This is a genomic window from Nonomuraea polychroma (genome assembly GCF_004011505.1).
GTDB lineage: Bacteria > Actinomycetota > Actinomycetes > Streptosporangiales > Streptosporangiaceae > Nonomuraea > Nonomuraea polychroma.
On the sequence record NZ_SAUN01000001.1, the window covers coordinates 6,478,597 to 6,501,789 of the forward strand.

General features: G+C 68.1%; 27 protein-coding genes and 1 tRNA gene. 18 read left to right on the top strand and 10 right to left on the bottom strand.

Going from position 1 to position 23,193, the window contains the following annotated elements:
- Nucleotides 1-30 precede the first annotated feature (30 nt).
- The 7 genes from EDD27_RS29535 to EDD27_RS29565 all read left to right on the top strand — a co-directional run bounded on the left by EDD27_RS29535 (nt 31) and on the right by EDD27_RS29565 (nt 4,820).
- Complete coding sequence (locus tag EDD27_RS29535; protein WP_127935286.1) at nt 31-240, top strand: hypothetical protein; 210 nt, start codon at nt 31-33, stop codon at nt 238-240.
- A 114-nt stretch (nt 241-354) separates the two neighbouring features.
- A complete protein-coding gene (locus EDD27_RS29540) occupies nt 355-657 on the top strand; it encodes a hypothetical protein (protein WP_127935287.1) in 303 nt (100 codons plus the stop codon).
- On the top strand, nt 654-1,142 hold the full coding sequence (locus tag EDD27_RS55840; RefSeq protein ID WP_206641711.1) for a GIY-YIG nuclease family protein: 489 nt from the start codon (nt 654-656) through the stop codon (nt 1,140-1,142). Before EDD27_RS29540 ends, EDD27_RS55840 begins: the two co-directional genes overlap by 4 nt.
- A 25-nt stretch (nt 1,143-1,167) precedes the next feature.
- Nucleotides 1,168-1,806 carry a hypothetical protein gene (locus tag EDD27_RS55845; protein ID WP_206641712.1) on the top strand — a complete coding sequence of 213 codons (639 nt, stop codon included), beginning with the start codon at nt 1,168-1,170 and terminating at the stop codon, nt 1,804-1,806.
- The gene (locus EDD27_RS29555; RefSeq protein ID WP_206641713.1) at nt 1,803-3,407 is read left to right on the top strand and encodes a replication initiator; all 1,605 of its coding nucleotides are present in this window, start codon (nt 1,803-1,805) and stop codon (nt 3,405-3,407) included. Before EDD27_RS55845 ends, EDD27_RS29555 begins: the two co-directional genes overlap by 4 nt.
- Before the next feature lie 73 nt (nt 3,408-3,480).
- On the top strand, nt 3,481-3,654 hold the full coding sequence (locus tag EDD27_RS29560; protein ID WP_164903838.1) for a helix-turn-helix domain-containing protein: 174 nt from the start codon (nt 3,481-3,483) through the stop codon (nt 3,652-3,654).
- Nucleotides 3,654-4,820, top strand: coding sequence for a tyrosine-type recombinase/integrase (locus tag EDD27_RS29565; RefSeq protein WP_127935289.1), 1,167 nt, complete (start codon nt 3,654-3,656; stop codon nt 4,818-4,820). The genes EDD27_RS29560 and EDD27_RS29565 overlap by 1 nt, the downstream gene beginning before the upstream one ends.
- A 68-nt stretch (nt 4,821-4,888) precedes the next feature.
- On the opposite strand, the gene EDD27_RS29570 is transcribed toward EDD27_RS29565, so the two are convergent.
- From EDD27_RS29570 to EDD27_RS29600, 7 genes are all read right to left on the bottom strand, one after another.
- Nucleotides 4,889-4,963, bottom strand: a tRNA-Val gene (locus EDD27_RS29570).
- Between the two features lie 17 nt (nt 4,964-4,980).
- On the bottom strand, nt 4,981-5,949 hold the full coding sequence (locus EDD27_RS29575; RefSeq protein WP_127941042.1) for an ROK family protein: 969 nt from the start codon (nt 5,947-5,949) through the stop codon (nt 4,981-4,983).
- Between the two features lie 230 nt (nt 5,950-6,179).
- Nucleotides 6,180-6,497, bottom strand: a complete 318-nt coding sequence (locus tag EDD27_RS29580; RefSeq protein WP_127935290.1) for a hypothetical protein — start codon at nt 6,495-6,497, stop codon at nt 6,180-6,182.
- A gap of 14 nt (nt 6,498-6,511) precedes the next feature.
- A complete protein-coding gene (locus tag EDD27_RS29585; RefSeq protein ID WP_127941043.1) occupies nt 6,512-6,973 on the bottom strand; it encodes a peroxiredoxin in 462 nt (153 codons plus the stop codon).
- A gap of 52 nt (nt 6,974-7,025) precedes the next feature.
- Entirely contained in the window at nt 7,026-7,454 is a 429-nt protein-coding gene (locus EDD27_RS29590; RefSeq protein ID WP_127935291.1) for a DUF3052 domain-containing protein, read from the bottom strand.
- 117 nt (nt 7,455-7,571) lie between these two features.
- Entirely contained in the window at nt 7,572-7,985 is a 414-nt protein-coding gene (locus EDD27_RS29595; protein ID WP_127935292.1) for a secondary thiamine-phosphate synthase enzyme YjbQ, read from the bottom strand.
- Between the two features lie 9 nt (nt 7,986-7,994).
- The gene (locus EDD27_RS29600; RefSeq protein ID WP_127935293.1) at nt 7,995-8,177 is read right to left on the bottom strand and encodes a DUF1918 domain-containing protein; all 183 of its coding nucleotides are present in this window, start codon (nt 8,175-8,177) and stop codon (nt 7,995-7,997) included.
- An 889-nt stretch (nt 8,178-9,066) separates the two neighbouring features.
- Between EDD27_RS29600 and aceE the strand changes: the two genes are divergently transcribed.
- The 3 genes from aceE to EDD27_RS29615 all read left to right on the top strand — a co-directional run bounded on the left by aceE (nt 9,067) and on the right by EDD27_RS29615 (nt 14,215).
- A complete protein-coding gene (aceE, locus tag EDD27_RS29605) occupies nt 9,067-11,814 on the top strand; it encodes a pyruvate dehydrogenase (acetyl-transferring), homodimeric type (RefSeq protein WP_127935294.1) in 2,748 nt (915 codons plus the stop codon).
- Between the two features lie 156 nt (nt 11,815-11,970).
- Nucleotides 11,971-13,467 (top strand): alpha/beta hydrolase, encoded by a 1,497-nt coding sequence (locus EDD27_RS29610; protein ID WP_127935295.1) that lies wholly within the window; start codon nt 11,971-11,973, stop codon nt 13,465-13,467.
- Between the two features lie 10 nt (nt 13,468-13,477).
- Nucleotides 13,478-14,215, top strand: coding sequence for a maleylpyruvate isomerase family mycothiol-dependent enzyme (locus tag EDD27_RS29615; RefSeq protein WP_164903839.1), 738 nt, complete (start codon nt 13,478-13,480; stop codon nt 14,213-14,215).
- Nucleotides 14,216-14,689: 474 nt separating this feature from the next.
- On the opposite strand, the gene EDD27_RS29620 is transcribed toward EDD27_RS29615, so the two are convergent.
- Complete coding sequence (locus EDD27_RS29620) at nt 14,690-15,046, bottom strand: VOC family protein (protein ID WP_127935297.1); 357 nt, start codon at nt 15,044-15,046, stop codon at nt 14,690-14,692.
- Between the two features lie 77 nt (nt 15,047-15,123).
- Nucleotides 15,124-15,852: a helix-turn-helix transcriptional regulator gene (locus EDD27_RS29625; protein WP_127935298.1), complete on the bottom strand. Its 729-nt coding sequence runs from the start codon at nt 15,850-15,852 to the stop codon at nt 15,124-15,126.
- A 354-nt stretch (nt 15,853-16,206) separates the two neighbouring features.
- On the opposite strand from EDD27_RS29625, the gene EDD27_RS29630 reads away from it, so the two are divergent.
- Nucleotides 16,207-16,572 (top strand): YciI family protein, encoded by a 366-nt coding sequence (locus EDD27_RS29630; protein ID WP_127935299.1) that lies wholly within the window; start codon nt 16,207-16,209, stop codon nt 16,570-16,572.
- On the opposite strand, the gene EDD27_RS29635 is transcribed toward EDD27_RS29630, so the two are convergent.
- A complete protein-coding gene (locus EDD27_RS29635; protein WP_127935300.1) occupies nt 16,569-17,591 on the bottom strand; it encodes a PHP domain-containing protein in 1,023 nt (340 codons plus the stop codon). The genes EDD27_RS29630 and EDD27_RS29635 overlap by 4 nt on opposite strands.
- Before the next feature lie 101 nt (nt 17,592-17,692).
- On the opposite strand from EDD27_RS29635, the gene EDD27_RS29640 reads away from it, so the two are divergent.
- From EDD27_RS29640 to EDD27_RS29670, 7 genes are all read left to right on the top strand, one after another.
- Nucleotides 17,693-18,082: a hypothetical protein gene (locus tag EDD27_RS29640; RefSeq protein WP_127935301.1), complete on the top strand. Its 390-nt coding sequence runs from the start codon at nt 17,693-17,695 to the stop codon at nt 18,080-18,082.
- A 3-nt stretch (nt 18,083-18,085) separates the two neighbouring features.
- A complete protein-coding gene (locus tag EDD27_RS29645; protein WP_127935302.1) occupies nt 18,086-19,231 on the top strand; it encodes a glutathionylspermidine synthase family protein in 1,146 nt (381 codons plus the stop codon).
- A gap of 25 nt (nt 19,232-19,256) precedes the next feature.
- Entirely contained in the window at nt 19,257-19,688 is a 432-nt protein-coding gene (locus tag EDD27_RS29650; protein ID WP_127935303.1) for a DUF350 domain-containing protein, read from the top strand.
- Between the two features lie 91 nt (nt 19,689-19,779).
- Nucleotides 19,780-20,904: a PucR family transcriptional regulator gene (locus EDD27_RS29655; protein ID WP_127941044.1), complete on the top strand. Its 1,125-nt coding sequence runs from the start codon at nt 19,780-19,782 to the stop codon at nt 20,902-20,904.
- Between the two features lie 103 nt (nt 20,905-21,007).
- A complete protein-coding gene (locus EDD27_RS29660; RefSeq protein ID WP_127935304.1) occupies nt 21,008-21,904 on the top strand; it encodes an ACP S-malonyltransferase in 897 nt (298 codons plus the stop codon).
- Nucleotides 21,901-22,857: a beta-ketoacyl-ACP synthase III gene (locus EDD27_RS29665; RefSeq protein WP_127935305.1), complete on the top strand. Its 957-nt coding sequence runs from the start codon at nt 21,901-21,903 to the stop codon at nt 22,855-22,857. Before EDD27_RS29660 ends, EDD27_RS29665 begins: the two co-directional genes overlap by 4 nt.
- Before the next feature lie 75 nt (nt 22,858-22,932).
- Complete coding sequence (locus EDD27_RS29670; RefSeq protein WP_127935306.1) at nt 22,933-23,172, top strand: acyl carrier protein; 240 nt, start codon at nt 22,933-22,935, stop codon at nt 23,170-23,172.
- The last annotated feature ends 21 nt before the right edge of the window (nt 23,173-23,193 follow it).

Genomic DNA, 23,193 nt, shown 5'->3' on the forward strand with positions numbered 1-23,193 from the left:
GCTGGTCACGAACTGGAAGGAACACCCCTGGTGATCCACAAACGATTTCGCCGTAACGGCACCCCGGACCTCCTGCGGTGGATCTTCGAATGTGACCGCTGTCACTGTCGCCACACCATCGGCACCATCAATGGCTGGCTCATTCCCGACCATCCCAAGTCGAGAGTCCACACGTACTGCCCGCCGTGCGTCGAGCATATCGCGCAGCTACTCATCACCAGCCTGACGCGCAGCGCCTGAACCCATACAGGGGCCGGACTTGCCTCCTACAGCGTTCCCGGCCCCTGCATCCCCACGACTCCACCTCAAAGCGAAGGACGTGGATCTATGCAGCCTACCTGCAGCCAGTCCGGCATGCCCAAAGCCGACTGCACCGACAAGCCATCCTTGACACCCGACAGCCCACGACGCGTCGTCGAAAACGACCAGTACGCCGCGTTCCTCCGGCGCGCCATTCGCGCCTACGGCCGTCGTATCGCCTCCGGCGACGTCGAAGCACTCGCCGACGTCATCGCCCTCATCGACGACCTTGACGACACCATCGCCCGCGCCGTCACCGGCCTACGCGCACAGGGCTACTCCTGGGCCGACATCGCCCGGCCGTTAGCCATCACCCGCCAAGCCGCGCAACAGCGCTGGGGCGGTGAGACCGCATGAGCGCCAGCGGAACCGTCTATCTCCTGCACTTCGACCGGCCTTACAAACACGCACGCCACTACATCGGCTGGACCCCCGGCGACCTGAACCGCCGACTTCACCAGCACCGCAACGGCAGCGGTGCCCGCCTGATGGAAGTCGTCACCGCCGCTGGAATCGGCTTCGTCGTCGCCCGCATCTGGGACGGCGGACGCAACCTCGAACGCTCCCTCAAACGACGCGGCGGAGCATCACGCAGCTGCCCTCTGTGCGGCGTCACACCCCGCGTCACCGGCTGGGACCACCCCGGCCAGGACACGAGCCCCGCAGACATCACCATGCCGCACGAGATCACCCTCGTGTCCGCCACCTGCGGCTGCAACCGAGTCACCAGCATCGCCGCATCTCTACTGGCCACTGCCTCTTTCACCTGCAGTCAGTGCCATCAATCACTCGTTCCCATCCACCTCGACAGCGAGGAAACCCATCATGTCCTCACCGTCTAACCGAGCTGAACGCATCGAATCCGCCGTGCAAATCCTCATCCTGCTCGTTATCGGCGGCATGGCCGGCCTCGCCTCCTTTACTCACGTCCACGACTGGACCATGCAACACGTCCCCGCCGGCACCGGCGACTGGTTCGGCTGGGCCAACGCCATCATCTCCGAACTCACCCCCACCGCCGCCGGCCTGGAGATCCGCCGACGCAAACGCAACGGCGGCTCCGTCATCTACCCGATGGTCGTCCTCATCGCCGCCGCCGCGCTGTCCATCGCCGCACAACTCGCGGTCGCCAAACCCAGCCCCAGCGGATGGCTCCTCAGCGCCGTCCCCGCGCTCGCCTTCCTCGCCCTCACCAAACTTGCCCTCTCCAGCACCCCGGCCAGCGAACGCATCGGTGACCACAACACCACTACCGAAGAGCGAGCCAACCCGGCAATCACCACCGTGACAGCGGAAGTCCCTCGCATCGAGGCTCCTGCGATCGAACCTGTCGCCTCCATCCCTGACGAACTCCTCCAGGGCGCTCGCATGGCCGTCTTCGCCCACCGGCAACGCAGCGAAGAACCCATCACCCCGGCCATCCTCGCCGAACACCTCGGCGTAGACACCGGCACGGCCACCGCCCTGCTTCACCACCTCGACGGCACCCACGGGAGCCGCCCATGACCCCCAGCTCGTCGGCACCTTCGACGCTGGCTCTCGTCCCCGGGAAGACTGGGCACCAGCTCACCCTCCCGGGCACGGGGGCGAACACCGAAACCGACACCACCCGGCGCTACGGCGATGCCCCACTCTTCGCCCACGACAGCGCAATCACCCGCGCCGGTGACGGCTACTTCACCTGGCTCGACCATGTTTGGTCCGCCGCCGGATGCACTGCCCCCATCCGCCTGCACGGCCAGATGCACACCGTCGACACCCACACCGGCGCCATCCTGGCCACGCTGCCCACCTCGGCCCTGCCCGACGGCATCATCTACAAAGCCTGCGGAAACCGCCGCGCCACCGTCTGCCCCTCCTGCGCCGAAACCTACCGCCGCGACGCCTACCACCTTGTTCGGTCCGGGCTGACCGGCGGCAAAGGCACGCCCGAGTCGGTCTCAACTCACCCGGCCGTCTTCGCCACCTTCACCGCCCCCACCTTCGGCCCCGTCCACACCCGGCACGTCCGCACCCACACCTGCAAGGACAAGACCCGGTGCACGTGCCGGCCAGAACCCTGCCATGCCCGCCGAACCATCGACACCTGCCCCCACGGCATCCGGCAAGCCTGCTTCGCCCGCCACGAGCTCGCCGACCAACGCATCGGGCAACCGCTCTGCCTGGACTGCTACGACCACGATCATCACGTCGTCTGGAACAACCACGCCGGAGAACTCTGGCGCCGCACCAAGCAGACCATGGAACGCCATCTCAATCGCATCGCCCGCAGCCGCGGACTGCCTCGCATCCGCATCGCCCACGGCAAAGCCGCTGAATACCAGCGACGTGGAGCCGTCCACTTCCACGTCCTGTTGCGCCTGGATGGCCTGGATTCCGACGACCCTACCGCCGTCGTTCCCCCACCAGACGGGCTCACTGTCGATGACCTTCAAAACGCAGTCCAGCACGCCGCCACCGTCACCCGGTTCACCACTGACGAGCACGAGGAGAAGCCCGGCGGCTGGCCTATCACCTGGGGTGACCAGCTCGACATACGCCCGCTCACTCTTCGAGGAGACAACCCCGTCACCGATGTCATGGTCGCTGCCTACCTGGCCAAGTACGCCACCAAAGGCACCGAGATCACCGGACACGCCTCCCGCCGACTCGACCACACCTCGATCGAGCAACACGCCAACCGCACCGGCACCCACACCGAACGACTCATCGCCGCCTGCTGGGACCTCGGACACCCCAACCACGCAGGATTCGACGGCCTACGCCGATGGGCACACATGCTCGGCTTCGGCGGACACTTCTTCACCAAAGCCCGCCGCTACTCCACCACCTTCGCCGCTCTACGCGCCGCACGCGTCCACTACCGCCGCGCCCAAGACACCGGCAACGACTACGCCCCCGACGCATTCCACCGTCAACCCGACCTTGACGACGAAACGACGCTCATCATCGGCGACCTCACCTACGCCGGGAGCGGCTGGAAAACCACCGGAGACGCCCTCCTCGCCAACACGGCAGCGGCACAAGCCCGCGAATACACCCGAGCCGGACGCGAAGAACTCGCCTTTGAGCAGGCATGCAGTTCGTCCACACCGCTCGCCGCCTGATCAACCTTCAGACTGTGAACGGAGTACCACCATGCCAACCCATGGCAAGACCGTCGTGTACCCGGGGCGAGCCATGTACGACGTCGATGAGGCTGGCGTCGTCCTCCGCCTGTCCCGACGGTACCTGTACCAAGAGATCCGGTCTGGACGTTTGCGCAGCGTCAAGGCTGGGAGGGCTCGACGCGTCCCAGCTGATGCCATCGCTGACTACGTCAAGCTCCTAGAACAGGAAGCACAGGTTGCGTGATGCCCAAACAACGTGCACACGGCGACGGTGGCCTGTACTGGAGCGAAACCCGCCAGCGATGGATCGCCGAAATCACCATCGGCTACACCCCGGCAGGCCGACGCATCACCCGCAAAGCCGCCGGACGAACCAAGACCGAAGCCAAAGCCAAGCTCAAGGAGGTTCTACGCGATCATGAGGACGGATTGGCCATCGCGCCAACCAACTACACGGTTGCCGACGCGGTGGCTTACTGGTTGGACAACGGTCTACCGGGACGTGAGGCCGCGACAGTCGAGATGTATCGAACGTACGCCCGGACACATCTTCTCCCTGAGCTGGGCAAACGGAAGCTTCGGGATCTCTCCGTCGAAGACGTGGATCAGTGGTTGCAGGGCAAGACGAGTGATCTCAGCACTCGTTCCCTCAAGATCCTCCACAACGTTCTGAACCGCTCCGTCAAGAACGCCATGCGGCGTGACAAGGTCAAACGTAATGTGGTCGACCTCTGCGAGGTCCCGGAAGGCCGAGCGGGCCGTAATTCCAAGGCGCTTACACTGGCCCAGGCCGAAGCTGTCTTGAAGGCGGCCGAGAACGCACAGCCCCGCATCCGGGCCTATATCGTGATCTCACTGCTATCCGGAGCACGAACAGAGGAAGTGCGGGCACTTCGCTGGAGTCATGTGGTCGCCTGCGACGAGACGACCAAGGCATGGCGATCAGTGGCTGAGATCGGCTGGGACCACAAGGAATTCGCCCTGTACGTCTGGCGCTCGGTGCGCAAGAAGGGCGAGACCAAAACCCCGAAGTCCCGGCGCAGCCTGGCTCTGCCGAAACGCTGCGTGGACGCTCTCAAGGCCCTCAAAGAAGCTCAGAATGACGATCGCGAGCTGGTGTTCTCCACTCGGAACGGCTCGAAGATGACCGCCCACAACATCCGCCGTGACTTCAGGAAGGTGCTCGATAGCGCCAAGCTCGCCGGCAAGGACTGGGCGCCAAGGGAGCTCCGACACAGCTTCGTGTCCCTGCTCTCTGATCACGACATCCCGATCGAGGACATCTCGCGCCTGGTCGGACACTCCAACACGGTCGTCACGGAGACGGTCTACCGTCAGCAGATACGGCCGGTGATCCAAGAAGGCGCGATCGCGATGGACCGCATCTTCCCCAGGGCTGATGAGGCATAGCCGTGTGGCATGTCACTCAGTTTGTCACTCACGCCCCGTTTCCAAGATCGGAGACGGGGCGTTTTTTCTGGTGGGCGGTACTGGGTTCGAACCAGTGACCCCTCGCTTGTAAGGCGAGTGCTCTACCGCTGAGCTAACCGCCCCTGATCGGCACTACACCTTACGACACCAGAGGGGCCGATCGCACATCCACCGTCCAGTCAGGGCCCAGTTCGGGACGGCCTGCGGCGCGCCAGCCCAGGAGGGCGGCGCCGAGCATGCCGGCGTCCACGCCCAGCGCGGCCGGGATCAGCGGTGGCGCCTCGCGGAAGGCCAGGCGCTTGACGAGGCGGGTGCGTACAGGGTCGAAGAGGGCGGGGCCGGCTTCGGCGAGGCCGCCGCCCAGGACGATGACCGAAGGGTCGAGCAGCAATGTGTACGTGGCCAGGGCCAAGGACAAGGCCTCCACGGCCTCGTCCCATACTTCGATGGCGATGGGATCGTCAGAGGTGACCACCTGCTCGGCCTTGACGCCTTCCACGCCCGCCCGCTGGCTGTAGCGGCGGCCCACCGAGGCGGCCGAAGCGTACGTCTCCAGGCACCCGAACTGGCCGCAGGCGCACTGTTCGCCGTCGGGGAAGACCGGGGTGTGGCCGATCTCGCCGGCCCAGCCGGAAGAGCCGCCGTACGGTTCGCCGCGGATGATGGAGGCGCCCGCGATACCGGTGCCGATGGGGAGGAAGAGGAAGTCGGAGAGGCCGCGACCGGCGCCCAGGATGCTTTCGGCGAGTCCGCCGGTACGGACGTCGTGTCCCAGCATTACCGGGATGTCCAGGGTGGTGAAGTCCGTGGCGGGGACGTCGCGCCAGCCCAGGTTGGCCGCGTAGAGGGCGGCGTCTTCGGACACCAGGCCCGGCACGGCCAAGCCCACGCCCGCCGGGGCGCCGTCGCCGGCGGCGGCCAGGTGGCTGATGAAGTCGGAGATGGCGGTGACGACCGCCTCCGGGCCGTCCGCTCGAGGGGTGGGGCGCCGCTCGCTCAGCAGCACCGCACCGGAGTCGCTGACCAGGCCGCCCTTCATGGACGTGCCGCCGACGTCGAGCGCGACAACGAACCCACTGCTCGTAGTACCACTGCTGCTGGTGCTCATTGCGGACACGGAAAGAGACGATAGCGCAGCTCAGTAGATGTCTGGAATGTCTGGAGTGTCCGCCTACCCCCTGCCGGCACCGCTGTTTCCCGTGCTGTCAACGCAGGGCAAATGTCCACGTTCCCCTTTCGTCCCGCGTTTCGGGCGACTTTCGTCCCGCGTTTCGCGGCGACGAAGATCCCTGTCCGGATCGCGGGGCTCCGGGACGTGGGACCGGCGCACAGAGCCGCTCAGGCGCGTCCCAGCACCCGGTTGAGCGCCGCCTCCACCTCCGCCGACAACCCCGGCGGCGGTGGGGCCGTGGAGCCGGAGAGCGGAGTGTCCGAACGTGCCATCCACACGGCCCCGCAGGACCGGCACTCCACCTCACCCAGCCGGCAGATCAGCGCCGTGGACCCGCAGGTCTCGCAGGCGTCGAGCTCGAGGTCGTGCAGCCGTTGACAGTCCGGGCAGATCAGGACCTGGGACTCGTTGCGCACCCCGCGCTGCCACGGGCTGGCGCCGCGGACGGGGTCCGTCTGCCGGGCCCCGCACCGGTAGCAGGGCATCGTTCCCTCCGAAGTCAGCGAATGTCGGCGAGTGCCTTGACGTAGTCGGCGACGTCACGTGCCGAGGAGATCGGATTGACCACCGACCACCGGATCACGCCCTCGCCGTCGATGATGAAGGTCCCCCGTAGAGCGAGCCCCTTCGCCTCATCGAACACACCGTACGCCTGCGCGACCTGTCCGTGTGGCCAGAAATCAGAGAGCAGCGGAAACGTGTAACCCTCGCGTTCCGCCCACGCACGGTGCGTGAACACCGAGTCCACGGAAACCGTCAGCACTTGGGCGTCGTCGAACGGATGATCGCGCAGCGCGGAAAGCTCGCTGTTGCACACGCCGGTGAAGGCGAGCGGATAGAAGACCAGCACGACCTTCCTGCCCCGGAACTGGGACAGGCGCACCGGAGTGCCGTGCTGGTCCTGAAGCTCGAAATCCGGAGCCAGGGCGCCGACCTCGACAGGATGTGCGTTCACGGGCATCATCCTGCCGCATGGCAGGCGCTCGGGCTCCCTAACGTCGGCCTGTCACGGGCTACCGTCGGCCCTTGGGCGTCACGAGCCTGGTCCCGGACCAGTCGGGTGCGGCGGAGATGCTGCTGGTCTGCGAAAGACCCGCGGTGGCGGCATCCTCCCCGATGTCGCTCGGCTCCACGTGGCCATCGCGCCCGGCCTTGGGAGTCAGCAGCCAGATCTGGCCACCGTCGGCGAGTGCTCGCATGGCGTCGCTGAGAGCGTCGAAGAGATCGCCGTCCCCGTCGCGCCACCACAGCAGCACCACGTCCACGACGTCGTCGCTCTCCTCGTCCAGCAGTTCGTTGCCGGTCAGTTCCTCGATGGAGTCGCGGAGCTCGTCGTCGACGTCCTCGTCCCAACCGATCTCCTGCACCACCTGACCCGGCTTGAGGCCGAGTCGTTCGGCCAGGCCGCGCTCGCCCTGCGCCTGACCCGCGGTCGCGCTCACGTTTATCCCTCCTGCTTGAGTGGCCCCGCTTATGCGGTTTATCGCTTCGGCACAGTCCACACGCTGTGACCCTCAGTCGTCAACGGTCGCCACGGGTACGGCCCTAGTCGGCCAGAATCAATCAGACAAAAACGACAGCCGAACCTGGCGTTGCGGGTTGTCGACGTTCAGGTCCACGAGCGCCACCGACTGCCAGGTGCCCAACGCCATCCGCCCGCCCAGCACCGGGATGGTGGCGTAGGGCGGAATCAGCGCGGGCATGACGTGCGACCTGCCGTGGCCGCGCGAGCCGTGGGCATGACGCCAGCGGTCGTCGGCGGGCAGGACGTCGCGCAGAGCCGCGAGGAGGTCGTCGTCGCTGCCCGAGCCTAGCTCCAGCAGAGCGACGCCGGCGGTGGCATGCGGCACGAAAATGTGCAACAGCCCGTCCTCGCGTTCGCCCTGAGCGCGCACGAAATCGGCGCATTGGGCGGTGATGTCGTGCACCGTCTCTCTCGAACCCGTGGCCACAGAGATGATTTCAGATCTCACACGGAAATCTTACTTATGCACCACCACGGCATCAGGGCCGGGAAACACCAGCCCGGTGTGCCCGTCGTCGAACCGCACCATGTAGGGAGGCTCACCGTCCGGGCCCTTGACCTCCACGATTTCGCCTCCATGGTCCCTTTCACCCACGGTGCTCCCGTGCACCAGGAGGCGGTCGCCCACCGTCGCGTTCATATCTCCCACACTGGTACGCGGATGGCCCTACGAAAAGACCGAATCCCAAGATCGGAGGAATTTTGTCTCCCTCTTTCGAGGGAGGTCAGAACCATGACCAAAACGTTACGTTGCACAGAAGTGACGTTTCGGGCCACCTGGCCGGGAACACCGTCGGACACGCCGGCCTCGCGAAGATCTGGGGCAGGGCTGCGGGCGGGCCGACGGTCTACTTCACGGTTGACGTCGCGGACGACGACTGCGGTTCGACCCGTCGGGTGGGCGGCGAACGGCGACGAGGCGGTGTGGATCATGCGCAGGCTGCGGCCGGACATCGCGCTGCTCGACCTGGCGCTCTGACGGCGATGCCTTGTTCGCGTATATATGGACCGGTCTGGTTGCGGACTGGTCCGGGGACGTCCGGTGCCACTATATGGACCGGTCTGGTTGCGGACCGGTCCGGGGACGTCCGGTGCCACCGTTCTACCGCATGCACTGAACGAGTTCCCGCATCACCGTCATGGCCTGGTCCGCCGCTCCCCACCTTGAACGGACCCCAGAGCGGCCGTACTCAGAGGCCGGCGGTTAGACTCGCGCGGCACATCGTGCCCGGGCGGGTGAGGATCTCCCCGCTTCGGGGGATGTCGTCGTACGAGGGCCAGCGCACGGGCGGACACGGCGGGGACACGCGGGCGAAATTTTCGTTCGTTTTCCCGTCTTGTTAAATTGCTTAGGCGATGTAACCTTTGATGCGATTCGTCCTACCATCGGTGGTCTAGGCCATCGGAGATGGCCCTGCCAGCAGGGACACTCTGGTTACCGGTCAGTAGAGATGCGTTTTCTACGGCTAGCGACCAGGATGGAAGGCGACCCAGACCAGACATCAGTCATTCTCGGAAGGCGAGACCCAGTGGCTTCCGGACGCCAGCGATTCTCGATCATCAGCGACGGCCTACCCAGCCAGCTGCCTGATGTCGACCCCAGCGAGACCAACGAGTGGCTCGAGTCTCTCGACAACGTCGTCAAGACCGAAGGCCGCACCAGAGCCCGCTACCTCATGCTCCGCATGCTGGAGCGGGCCCGCGAGCATCAGGTCGGCGTGCCGGGCCTGCGCAGCACCGACTACATCAACACGATCCCGCCGGAGCGCGAGCCCTGGTTCCCCGGTGACGAGCACGTCGAGCGCCGCATCCGCGCCTACATCCGTTGGAACGCGGCGATCATGGTGTCCAGGGCCAACGCCCGAACCAACGTGGGTGGCCACATCGCCACCTACGCCTCGGCGGCCTCGCTCTACGAGGTGGGCTTCAACCACTTCTTCCGCGGCAAGGATCACGGCGAGTCGGGCGACCAGGTCTTCTTCCAGGGGCACGCCGCCCCCGGCATCTACGCCCGCGCCTTCCTCGAGGGCCGCCTCAATGAGGCCCAGCTCGACGCGTTCCGTCAGGAGCTGTCCCACGGCTTCCGCGGCCTGCCCTCCTACCCGCACCCGCGGCTCATGCCCGACTTCTGGGAGTTCCCCACGGTCTCCATGGGCCTGGGCCCGATCGGCGCGATCTACCAGGCGCGGTTCAACCGCTACCTGCTCAACCGCCAGGTCAAGGACACCAGCCGCAGCCACGTGTGGGCGTTCCTGGGCGACGGCGAGATGGACGAGCCCGAGTCGCTCGGCGCGATCGGCCTGGCCGCCCGCGAGGAGCTCGACAACCTGACGTTCGTGATCAACTGCAACCTGCAGCGGCTCGACGGCCCGGTACGCGGCAACGGCAAGATCATCCAGGAGCTGGAGTCGTACTTCCGCGGCGCCGGCTGGAACGTGATCAAGGTCGTCTGGGGCCGTGACTGGGACCCGCTGCTGGCGGCCGACGTGGACGGCGTGCTCGTCAACCAGATGAACACCACGCCGGACGGCCAGTTCCAGACCTACTCGGTCGAGTCGGGCGCCTACATCCGCGAGCACTTCTTCGGCTCCGACCCGCGCCTGCGCAAGATGGTCGAGCACCTGACCGACGACGACATCCGCAAGCTGTCGCGCGGCGGCCACGACTACCGCAAGGTCTACGCGGCGTTCAAGGCGGCCCGCGAGCACGTCGGCCAGCCGACCGTGATCCTCGCCCAGACCATCAAGGGCTGGACGCTCGGCAAGGACTTCGAGGCGCGCAACGCCACCCACCAGATGAAGAAGCTCACCAAGGCCGAGCTCAAGGAGTTCCGCGACCGGCTCTACCTGCCGATCCCGGACTCGGCCCTGGAAGGCGACCTGCCGCCGTACTTCCACCCGGGCGAGAACGACCCCGAGATCCAGTACATGAAGGAGCGCCGCGCGGCGCTCGGCGGCGTGCTGCCCAAGCGGATCATGCGGGCCAAGCCGATCAAGCTGCCCGGCGACGACGTCTACGGCGGCTTCGCCAAGGGCTCCGGCAAGCAGCAGGTGGCCACCACGATGGCGTTCGTGCGGCTGCTCAAGGACCTCATGCGCGACAAGGAGATCGGCCACCGGTTCGTGCCGATCATCCCGGACGAGGCCCGGACGTTCGGTCTGGACGCCATGTTCCCGACGGCGAAGATCTACTCGCCGCACGGCCAGACGTACGAGGCCGTCGACAGGGAGCTGCTGCTGTCGTACAAGGAGGCCGTGCAGGGGCAGATCCTGCACGAGGGCATCAGCGAGTCGGGCTCGATGGCCTCGGCCATCGCGGCCGGCACCGCCTACGCCACGCACGGCGAGCACATGATCCCGATCTACATCTTCTACTCGATGTTCGGCTGGCAGCGCACCGGCGACCAGATGTGGCAGATGGGCGACCAGATGGGCCGTGGCTTCCTGCTCGGCGCCACCGCCGGCCGCACCACGCTCAACGGTGAGGGCCTGCAGCACGAGGACGGCCACACGCCGCTGATCGCCTCGACCAACCCGGCGGCGGTCTCGTACGACCCGTCCTGGGCGTTCGAGGTGGCGCACATCGTCAAGGACGGCCTCAGGAGGATGTACGGCGACCAGCCCGAGGACGTCTTCTACTACCTGACCGTCTACAACGAGCCTTACCTGCAGCCGGCCCAGCCCGCGAACCTCGACGTGCAAGGCCTGCTCAAGGGCCTGTACAAGTTCGCCGACGGGCCGCAGACGCAGGGGCCGAAGGCCAACATCCTGGCCTCCGGCGTGGCGGGCCCGTGGGCGATGGAGGCGCAGCGGCTGCTGGCCGAGGACTGGGGCGTGTCGGCCGACGTGTGGTCGGCGACGTCGTGGTCCGAGCTGCGCCGCGAGGCGCTGGCGTGCGACGAGCACAACCTGCTCAACCCGGACGCCGAGCAGCGCGTCCCGTACGTCACGCAGGTTCTCTCCCAGGCCCAGGGGCCGATCGTGGGCGTCAGCGACTACATGAAGGCCGTGCAGGACCAGATCGCGCAGTGGGTGCCGGGAGACTGGTCCTCGCTGGGCACCGACGGGTTCGGCCTGTCCGACACCCGCTCGGCGCTGCGCCGCCACTTCCACGTGGACGCGGCCTCGATCACGCTGGCCGTGCTCACCCAGCTCGTCAAGCGCGGCGAACTGGACGGCGAGGTGCTGCGCGAGGCCATCGCCCGCTACCACCTCAAGAACGGCGTCACCGAGGCCGGCGGCGCCGAGAGCAACGACACCCAGTCCATGGGGGTCTGAACCCCCTGGTGAGGCGGCATGCCAGGTCGCGTCCGGCGACCTGGCGCAGGTGTGGAGAGGTCTGCGCCTGCGTTACGTGCCGCCTCACCCTGTTTGGGTGCGCCGTCGCGTATTGTGGGCAGTACTTCCCCCCGAGAGACGAGGGAAGTTTGTGCCATGCGACGCGTTCTAGCCGCCACCCTGCTCCTGGCGGCCGCCGGCTGTTCCAGTGTGCCCGCCGCCCAGCCCGCCACGAAGTACGGTGGCGGGAACCTCGACCCCATCGAATGGGGACCATGCACCGACATCAAGCGCCCTGACGGCGAGCCGCCGGCCCGCCAGGACACCTCGGTGCGCTGCGGGAAACTCACGGTGCCTCTGGACTATGCCAAGCCGGAGGGCGAGAAGATCGACCTTGCGCTGATCAAGCTGCCGGCCACGGGCAGCCGGCTCGGGTCGGTGGTCTTCAACTTCGGCGGCCCAGGCGCCTCTGGGGTGGACACGCTCGACCAGGCCGCGAAGGCGCTCACCACGCTGCGGACCCGCTACGACTTGATCAGCTTCGACCCGCGCGGTGTCGACCGCAGCTCCGGGGTGCGCTGCGGCACCGGTGCTGATTTGGACCGGTTCACCTCCTTGGACACGTTGCCGCCCAACGAGGAGACACACCGGCGGACCGAGGCGGCCAACAAGGAGTTCGCTCAACTCTGCGAGAAACACTCCGGCAAGGTCCTTCCGTACGTCGGCACCGTGAACGCCGCCCGCGACATGGACCGCATCCGCGGCGCCCTGGGCGACACCAAGCTCAACTACGTCGGCATGTCGTACGGGACCCAGCTCGGCGGCGTCTACGCCACGCTGTTCCCGAAGAATGTGGGCCGCATGGTGCTCGACGCGCCGCTCGACCCGACGGTCTCGTTCGAACAGCGGACGCTGGCCCAGACGCGCGGCTTCCAGGACACGTACGAGAATTTCCTCGAGGCCTGCGTCAAGAACTCGTGCGCGCTCGGCAAGGACAAGGCCACGGCCAACGCCAACGTCGAGAACCTCATGAACGAGCTGACGGCCGATCCGCTGAAGGTCGGCAACCGTCAGCTCACCCAGGGGCTGGGCGCCACGGGCGTGGCCGCCGCTCTGTACTCGGAGCTGACCTGGCCGTTCCTGGAGCAGGCGCTGAGCGACGCGCTCAAGGGCAAGGGCAATGCTCTGATGTACCTGGCCGACTCCTACACCGGGCGTAACCCGGACGGCACGTACTCCACGCAGATGACCAGCTTCCCGGCGATCACCTGCGTGGACACCGCCGAGCGGCCCACCGTGGAGCAGCTGCGGCGCACCGAGCAGGCCGCGATGAAGATCTCGCCGCTGTTCGGCAGCGAGGGCTCGGGCGGCTTGTGCCGGGTGTGGCCGGCCAGCGGCAGCGACCAGGCGCGGCACGTGAACGCCACCGGGTCGGCGCCGATCGTGGTGGTGGGTGGCAAGAACGACCCGGCCACGCCGTACGAGTGGGCGCCCAAGCTCACCGCCCAGCTCAGGACCGCCACGCTGGTCACGTACATGGGCGAGGGGCACGGCGCCTACCTGTCGGGCAGCAAGTGCGTGCAGGGGCTCGTGGACGCGTACCTGATCAACGGCAAGGTGCCGCAGAAGGGGGCCACCTGCCCGGCGGCTTAATGTGGGGCACGTGAAGGACTACGAGCCGAAGATCGAGGCGGAGGTCGCCCGCCTCGCGGAGTTGGCGGGCGACCTGTCGGTCCCGGTGCCCACGTGCCCGGGCTGGACGCTGGCTGAACTGGTCACACATGTGGGCCGCACACATCGGTGGGCGGTCCACGTGCTGCGCAACCGGGCGCAGGAGCGGATCTGGTCGCGTGAGGTGCCCAGCGGGCTGGCCGAGGGCCAGAGCGGCGACGCCGCCTGGCTTCTTTCCGGGGCCGGCGAGCTGCTGAGGACGTTGCGCGAGACCGATCCCGAGATGGTGGTGTGGACCTGGGGGCCCGACAAGCGGGCGTCCTGGTGGCCGCCGCGGATGCTGTTCGAGCTGGTGATCCACCGGGTCGATGCCGAGCTCGCCCTCGGCATCGACCCGGTGGTCCCGGCGGCGACCGCTGTGGACGGCATCGAGGAGTTCCTGCACAACCTGCCGTACGCGGCCTGGGTCACCCGGCCCCTGGCCGAGCTCGGCGTGGAGGGGGCCACGATCCACCTCCACGCGAACGACGCCGACGGCGAGTGGACGATCACACAGGGGCCCGCAGGGACGATCGAATGGGCCCGAGGCCACGCCAAAGGTGATGTCGCCGTCCAGGGGCCGGTGAGCGAGTTGCTGCTCATGATCTACGGTCGGCGCTCCCCCGACGCGCTCACCGTGTACGGTGACCGCGCCTTGCTGGACCGCTGGCTGACCGCAGCCGCCTTCTGACCGCTGGCGCCCGTCCCCCGATCTCAGAGCGCTTCCGAGCGGCCGGCCCCGTTTTCCCCACGTCGCCGCTACTGACCTGAGCGCCCTCCCTCACCCGCCGTACTTCGGTGGTGGTCCCTTTTGGGGCGGGACGGACAGGAAGCGGCATGTGCGGGAAACCGGGCACCGCATGGGGGCGGGCTGGGCAGTTGCCTGCCCGTCACGTGCGGCCGAGGCGAGCCCTCGGTGCGGCGCTGCTGGGACGCGAGCCCGGCAGCGATCCGCCCGTGGGACGGACCCGCGCGCGGATCCGGCCGCCGGGCGGTCGTGGGATGGCCCTGGGCGCGCTGCCGCTCGGCGGGCGGCGGCGTGCCCAGGGCGAGGGGGTGAACCGCTCCATGGCACCGCTCCCGGCATCCGGAAGCGGCCCGGCGCGGCCCGTGGCAAGGCCGGGGTCGGCGGGGAAGGCGCGTTCCCCGGCCCGGCCACGGGTCATCACCTGCGGTGGAAGATCCCGAAGACGCTGCCGGACGTGTCACGCAGATAGGCGAAGTCGGTGCCCGCGCCGTCGTCGATCACCTTCATGATCACTTTTCCGCCGAGCGCCTCGCTCTTGGCGCAGGCATCCTCCACGTCGGCCACCTGAACGTGGAAGATCGCGTGGTTGGGGAACTCGCCCTTGGTGTTGTAGAGCCCGCCCGCCGGCTGCTCGCCGCCCGGGTAGCCGATCAGCCGGTAGTCGATCGGCCCCTCGTCACGCGCGAACGTCCAGCCGAACAGCCCACCGTAAAACTCCTGGGCGCCCTCCGGGTCGTCGGTAGCGACCTCGAACCACGTCACCGTGTTGTCCATCACTGTCTCCTTGCTTTCTCGAACAAGACAACGATGTAACGTGCGGGCGACAACCCTATGTCGGTGTTTTCGATTGACTAATCGAGCACAGTGCCGTGCACGACCATCTCGGGCACGTCGGCGGTGAAGCCCTCCAACGGCCGGTCGGGACACCGCTCGGCGGTGACGATGGCGGTCGCGATGCGATCGAGACGGAAGACGCGTACGTCGTCGCGCAGCCGGCACCACGCCACGAGATACCAGAACCCGCCACGCCCGCCCAGGAACACCCCGGGCTCGACGTCGCGGGAGGTGAGCGCCCCCTTGGCGTCGGCGTATTCGAGCCTGAGCACGCGGCGGCGCAGCAGCGCCTCCTCGATGGCCCGGGAGATGCCCTCGCCGCCCAGCGGCTGGATCTCGTTGCCGGGCTCGTCCGGCAGGCGCATGAGCTGCACCCGGCGGGCGAGCTCTCTGGCCAGATCGCCCTCCGGACCCGGCATGGCGGCGACCACCTTGCGTAAGGCGCTGCGTGCCTGCCGGCCGAACGGCTGGTCGCCGGCCTGGCTGAGGGCCACCGCGATGGCCACCGCCTCGGCGGGGGTGAAGTTGAGCGGGGGGAGGGACATCTTCTTGTCGATGGCGTAGCCGCCCTTGCGGCCCGGCTCGGCGTAGATCGGCACGCCCGACTCCTGCAGCGCGGTGATGTCGCGCTCGATCGTGCGTACGCTGACCTCGAACCGCTTGGCCAGCTCCCGCGCGGAACGGCGGCGGGGCGCGATGGCACGCAGGTCCTCGACGAGTGCGTAGAGCCGGTCGGTACGATTCACAGCCGTGACGCTACGCCGGGCCACCGACAATCGCCGGGCGCCCGATGGCCCCGGCACACCGCCCTCACCCTCTGGTCATAAGGCTCTCCCGGTTTCGGTCAGTGTCCGCCATCCGTGTGGCGCATCTCACACCGCAGCGGAACCGCGCGCGGTGGCGTCTTCGCTTTCACGCCTGGGCAAACGATCCGCCTTTTCTCCGCCGACGCGCTCGCCCTCCGGCTCCATCGACGACCTACGTCACGACCTCCGTCACGACCTCCGTCGAGAATTCCGGCCGGACGATTTCCGCTGACAATGTCAAGAGCGTCGCGGCGGCTCCGACCCTCTCGCGAAAGCATCCGAAGGAGGCACGCCATGAAGTACATGATCATCATTTACGGCAACCAGGAGCTGTGGGAGTCGTTCTCGCCCGAGGAGGCGCAGCGGAACATCGTCGAGCAGGACGCGTTCAACCGCAAGTACGCCGAGACCGGCGAGCTGCTGGGCGCCTACGGCACCGCCGACGCCGGCCAGGCCAAGACGGTGCGCGTGCGCAACGGCCTGCCCGCCGTGACCGACGGCCCCTACCTGGAGTCCAAGGAATACCTGGCCAGCTGGTATCTGCTTGAGGTCGACGACGAGCAGCGCGCCCTGGACCTCGCCGCGGAGATACCGTTCGCCTCGGTCGGCGCGGTCGAGGTCTGGCCGATCCCGCACGAGGCCCCGGGCAACAAGCTCTAGGCGCGGGCCCAGTCCAAGACCCGGTCCAGCGGCCAGGTGTTGACGATGCGCTGGGCGTCGATGCCGCACCTGGCCGCTCGCTCGCAGCCGTACCGCTGCCAGTCGAGTTGCCCGGGTGCGTGCGCGTCGGAGTCGATCGCGAACACGCAGCCCATCTCGTACGCCAGCCGCATCAGCCGCTTCGGCGGGTCGAGCCGATCGGGACGAGAGTTGATCTCGACCGCCACCCCGAACCGCCGGCAGGCCTCGAAGACCAGCTCGGCATCGAACTCAGACTCCGGCCGTTTGACCCCCCGCTTCCCCCCGGCCTGGACGACGCGCCCCGTGCAGTGCCCGAGCACGTCCACGAGGGGGTTGGCGATCGCCGTGACCATCCGCCGCGTCATGTCGTCCCCTCCCATGCGCAGCTTGGAGTGCACGCTGGCGACCACGACGTCCAGCCGCTTCAGCAGCTCGGGCTCCTGGTCGAGCGATCCGTCCACGTTGATGTCCACCTCGATGCCGGTGAGGATCCTGAACGGCGCCAGCCGCTCGTTGAGCTTGCCGACCACCTCCAGCTGCCGCTCCAGCCGCTCCGCCGACAGCCCTTTGGCGACGGTCAGCCGCGGCGAGTGGTCGGTCAGCGCCCAGTATTCGTGGCCGAGCCCGATGGCCGCCTCGGCCATCTCCTCGATCGGCGAGCCGCCGTCCGACCAGTCCGAGTGGCTGTGCAGGTCACCTTTGAGCGCGGTCCGCAGGGCGGCGGTCTCGGCGTCCAGCTCAACCCCGGCGGTGGCCCGCATCCTTCTCAAGTACGTAGGAACCTGGCCGCCCAGGCTTTCGTTCACAACAAGGGCGGTGACCTTCCCGATGCCGGGCAGGTCGCCGAGTCCGCCGGTGCGGGCAAGCCGCACGAGCTCGTCCCTGGGGAGGTCGGCGACGACCGCGGCGGCGCGACGGAAGGCACGCACGCGGTATGTGGGCTCGCCGGCGCGCTCCAGCAGGAAGGCGATCTCGCGCAGCGCCTCAGTCGGTTCCATGCGTTAAGTCATACCCAAGCCAACGGCAACCGCCGGCCACTACACATTGATCAGGGGCAAGGCCCACCGCTAGGCTGATCGGCCCAGGAAAGCAGGAGTTGATGGCAAAACCGCCGCAGGCGCCAACAGAGCAGCCGCGCAAGTCGTCCAAGGTCGTCCCACTGGTCGTCCTCGGCGTCCTGTCCGTGATGGTGGTCGGATACTGCTCCGCCGTGCAGGACGACGACGAGGTGACGGCGGACTGCGTCATCCAGCTTGCGGACGGCACCTATCAGGCGGTGGACGACGACTACTGCGAGGACGACGACGGCCACACGCATTACTACGGTGGCTCGCGCGGGGCGTACATCTGGTATTACGGCGGCCGCAGGGTCGGCAACCGGATCGAGGGCGGCACCACCTACCGGCCTTCCGACGTCAACATCACCTCGCGCAACGGCAAGTCGATCCAGCGTGGCGGGTTCGGCAACAGCTGGAGCGGCGGGAGCTGAGACATGCGCCGTGAGCATGGCACTCCCAGGGACGACTGGGAGAAGACGATCGAGAGCCACGGCCTGGCCTACCACCGGGCCGCACACCCCGAGGGCCTGAGCCGGCCCTACTGGGACGAGTCCGTGCACTACGTCTTCTCGATGGACGAGGTCGAGGCGCTGGAGGAGCAGGTCGAGGAGCTCCACGGCATGTGCCTGCGAGCCGTCGAGCACGTGATCTCCGCCGGGCGATTCGCCGACTTCGCCATCCCCGAGTGGGCGTGGGAGGAGGTGGCGCGCTCGTGGGAGCGCCGCGACCCGCATCTGTACGGCCGCTTCGACCTGCGCTACGACGGCACCGGCCCGGCCAAGCTGCTGGAGTACAACGCCGACACGCCCACCTCGCTGGTGGAGTCGTCCGTCGTGCAGTGGTTCTGGCTGCAGGACGTGTTCCCCGACGACGACCAGTGGAACTCGGTGCACGAGAGGCTCATCGACCGCTGGCGCGAGCTGCGGCTGCCGCCCGGTCCGGTGCACTTCTCCTTCACCAACGCGGACGAGACCGGCGAGGAGGCCATGACGGTGGCGTACCTGCAGGAGACCGCCGACCAGGCGGGGCTGCAGACGGTCGCCATCGCCATGGAGGACATCGGCTGGGACTCGCTCAACCGGTGCTTCGTCGACCTCGACGAGCAGATGATCCGCTCGGTGTTCAAGCTCTACCCGTGGGAGTGGATGCTGGCCGACGAGTTCGGCCGGCACGCGGTGCGGCACTCCTCCTGGATCGAGCCGCTGTGGAAGGCGCTGCTGTCGAACAAGGCGCTGCTGGCTGTGCTGTGGGAGCTCTATCCTGGGCACCCCTCGCTGCTGCCCGCCTACCTGGACGGCCCGCGCGAGCTGACCTCCTACATCGCCAAGCCGCTGCTCGGCAGGGAGGGCGCCTCCATGCGGATCGTCACCCCGGAGGGCACCCAGGAGACGCCCGGCAGATACGGCCAGGAGGGCTACGTCTTCCAGGGCTTCGAGGCGCTGCCCGTGTTCGAGGGGCAGCGGCCGGTGCTCGGCGCCTGGGTGGTCGCCGACGAGTCCGCGGGCCTCGGCATCAGGGAGACGACCGGCCTGATCACCGATGACACCTCCTCCTTTGTCCCGCATCGCATCGCGGGCTGACACCCTCCACGTGATAGGAACTGACGTGACGCTTCTCGAAACCCTCGCCCGCGGCGCGGGTGCCATCGCCTCATACGCCGCCGTCGGCGTGATCCTGATGATCGTCGGCTTCTACGTGATCGACTGGGCCACCCCCGGCAAGCTGAGCGAGATCATCCGCTCCGAGCGCAACCCGAACGCCACCCTGCTCGCCACGTCCGCCCTGGCCGCCGTCGGCCTCATCGTGGCCGCCTCCATCTGGTCCTCCGGCGGCCGCCTCGCCGAGGGCCTGGCGGGCACCGCGGTGTTCGGCCTGGTCGGCATCGTGGTGCAGACGGTGGCGATGCTCATCTTCGACAGGATCGTCGGCATCTCGGTGCGCGATCTGATCAAGGAGAAGGAGTTGCAGCCAGGCGCGCGACTGCTTGCCGTGACGCATGTGGCGATCGGACTGATCACCGCCGTCGCGGTCATTTGACCGGCGTCGCATTCACCTGGGCCGAACTGGCACTCTAGGAGACGTGACAGACCGGACCCGGGAGGACACCACGCGCAGGCTCGAGCGGGCCATGGGCTCGCTCGGCACCGCGGCGATGGCACGCATGGACGACCAGTTGCCGTGGTTTCGCGCGCTCAGCGCCGAGGACCGGTCGTGGGTGGGGCTCGTTGCCCAGGCCGGCATCGCGGCGTTCGTGGAGTGGTTCTCGACCGCCGGGGAGGACCCGCCCACGCCCAGCATCGAATTCTTCGGCACCGCCCCGCGCGAGCTGAAGCGCTCGATCTCGCTCCAGCAGACCGTCGACATCGTCAGGGTCGTGGTCGAGATCGTCGAGGCCCGCACCCACGAACTGGCCGCCCCCGGCGGCGAGGACCAGCTGCAGCAGGCCATGCTCCGCTACACCCGGGACGTCGCCTTCGCCGCCGCCCACGTCTACGCTCGCGAGGCCGAGGCCAGGGGCTCATGGGACGCCCGGCTGGAGGCGTTGATCGTGGACGCCCTCGTGCGCGGCGAGGTGGACGACGGGCTCCACTCGTGGGCCGCCGCCCTCGGCTGGACCTCCTCCCCCGTGGTCGTCATCGCCGGCCACGCCCCTGAGGGCGACCCCCGCGCGGTCATCGACGGCCTGCGGGAGAAGGGCCGCCGCATCGGCATGGACCTGCTCGCCGGCGTGCAGGCCGACCGCCTCATCGTGATCGTCGGCGGCGCCGACAGCGTCGATGCCGCGGCCAAGCAGGTCGTGTCCCGCTTCGGCATGGGGCCCATCGTGATCGGCCCTGAGGTCCCCGACCTGCACGCGGCCGCCAGGTCGGCCAGGGCCGCGCTCGCCGGGCTGAAGGCGTCCGCCGGCTGGCCGGACGCGCCCCGTCCGGTGCACGCCGAGGACCTGCTGGCCGAGCGGGCGCTCGACGGCGACGACGACGCCAGGGCGCAGCTGATCGAGAACGTCTACCTGCCGCTCGCCGGCACCCCGCTGCTCGACACGCTGGCCACGTACCTGGAGCAGGGCACCTCGCTGGAGGCGACGGCGCGGCTGTTGTTCGTCCACCCCAACACCGTCCGCTACCGGCTCAAGAAGATCACCGAGCTGACCGGATACCAGCCGACCGAGGGCCGGTCCGCCTTCACGCTCCAGGTCGGCCTGATCCTCGGCAGGCTCGCGGAGAGCGCCGTAACCTGGCGGGCCCTAACGTAATGCCCCCGAAATCCCCACTGTGGGGTTCCTACAAATCGCCCTGGACAAAGTTCGTACGGATCTCTATCCGCGTGTCGGAGTTCTACAGGGCATGGTGGATTTCGTGCTTGTAGTCGTCGCTCCGGGCCAAGGTGCCCAAAGTCCAGGCTTCCTGACTCCCTGGCTCGAGTTGCCCGGTCTCGCGGACCGGCTCGGTGCCTGGTCGGAAGTCGTCGGGATCGACCTGATCGCCTACGGGACGACCGCCGGCGCCGACGAGATCCGCGACACGGCCGTCGCCCAGCCGCTGCTCGTCGCCGCCGCCTTGGCCTCCGCCGAGGCGCTCGGCGCGGCCCCCGACGTGCTCGCCGGCCACAGCGTGGGCGAGTTCGCCGCAGCGGCGCTGGCCGGGGTGCTCACCGCCGAGCAGGCTCTCACCCTTGTCCGCGAGCGCGCCCAGGCCATGGCCAAGGCCGCCGCCGTCACCGAGACCGGCATGACCGCCGTGCTCGGCGGCGCGGAGGACGAGGTGCTCGCCGCGATCGAGCGGCACGGGCTGACGCCCGCCAACATCAACGGCTCCGGCCAGATCGTGGCCGGAGGCACGACGGAGCAGCTGGCCGCGTTCAAGGAGGACGCGCCGGCCCGCGCCCGGCTCATCCCGCTGTCCGTGGCGGGCGCGTTCCACACGCACCACATGGCGCCGGCCGTGGAGAGCCTGCGCGAAGCCGCCAAGAACATCGTGCCCGCCGACCCGCGGGTCACGCTCCTGTCCAACTCCGACGGCAAGCCCGTCGCCTCCGGCGCCGAGTTCGTCGAGCGGCTGGTCAAGCAGGTCAGCAGCCCCGTCAGGTGGGACGCCTGCTCGGAGACCATGGCGGAGCTCGGCGTCACCACCATGATCGAGCTGCTGCCCGGCGGCACGCTGACCGGCCTCGCCAGGCGCGGCCTGCGGGGCGTGCAGACGGTGGCGCTGAAGACACCGGACGACCTCGACGCGGCCAGGGAGCTGATCAAATGAAGATCTCCGGCATCGCCCCTGGCAGCAGGGTGCTGGCGCTCGGCCACTACCAGCCGGCCAACGTCGTCACCAACGACGACCTGGCCAAGACCATGGACACCAACGACGAGTGGATCCAGTCGCGCGTCGGCATCAAGGAGCGCAGGGTCGCGCCCTCGAGCGAGTCGCTCGAGGACATGGCCACCATCGCCGGCGGCAAGGCGCTGGCCGCGAGCGGTCTGTCGCCCGAGGACATCGACCTGGTCATCGTCGCCACCTGCACGCTCGAGTCGCAGATCCCCAACGCCTCCGCCGTCGTGGCGCACCGCCTCGGCATCAAGGCGCCGGGCGCGTTCGACGTCAACGCCGCCTGCGCCGGGTTCTGCTACGCGCTCGCCACCGCCGACGCCGCCGTACGCGCGGGGTCGGCCAGAAACGTGCTGGTCATCGGCGCGGAGAAGTTGTCGCAGTGGGTCGACTGGACCGACAGGTCCACCGCCGTGATCTTCGCCGACGGTGCGGGAGCGGCGGTTGTGGGCCCTTCCGACACGCCCGGCATCGGCCCCGTCGTCTGGGGCAGCTCCGGTGACAAGGCCGAGGCCATCCACATCCAGGACCGCACCACGTTCCTCCACCAGGAGGGGCAGACCGTCTTCCGCTGGGCCACCACCACGTTGCACCCGGTGGCCCTGGAGGCCTGCTCACGCGCGGGGGTGGACCCGGCAGAGCTGTCGGCGTTCGTCCCGCACCAGGCCAACCTGCGCATCATCGAGGCCATCGCCCGCAAGCTGGGCGCTGACAAGGCCGTGGTGGCGCGTGACATCGTCCACGCCGGAAACACCTCGGCCGCGTCCATCCCGCTCGCGCTGTCGCGCATGCTGGAGCGTGGCGAGGTCCGCTCGGGCGGGCTCGCGCTCGTCCTCGGTTTCGGCGCGGGGCTCACCTACGCGGGCCAAGTGATCGAGATTCCGTAGGATCACGCCCGTACCACTCAAAGCTTGTGCGGCGCAGCTGCACAGAAACCAGGAAATCAAAGGAGAACCAACAACATGGCAGCCAGCGAGCAGGAGATCCTCGAAGGCCTCGGCAAGATCATCAACGAGATCACCGGCATTCCGGCCTCCGACGTGACGCCCGAGAAGAGCTTCGTGGACGACCTCGACATCGACTCCCTGTCCATGGTCGAGATCGCCGTGGCCGCCCAGGACGAGTTCGGCGTCGAGATCCCGGATGACCAGCTCAAGAACCTGAAGACGGTCAAGGACGTCCTCACCTTCATCCAGGCCTGAAGACAAGACCACACCTTCTGA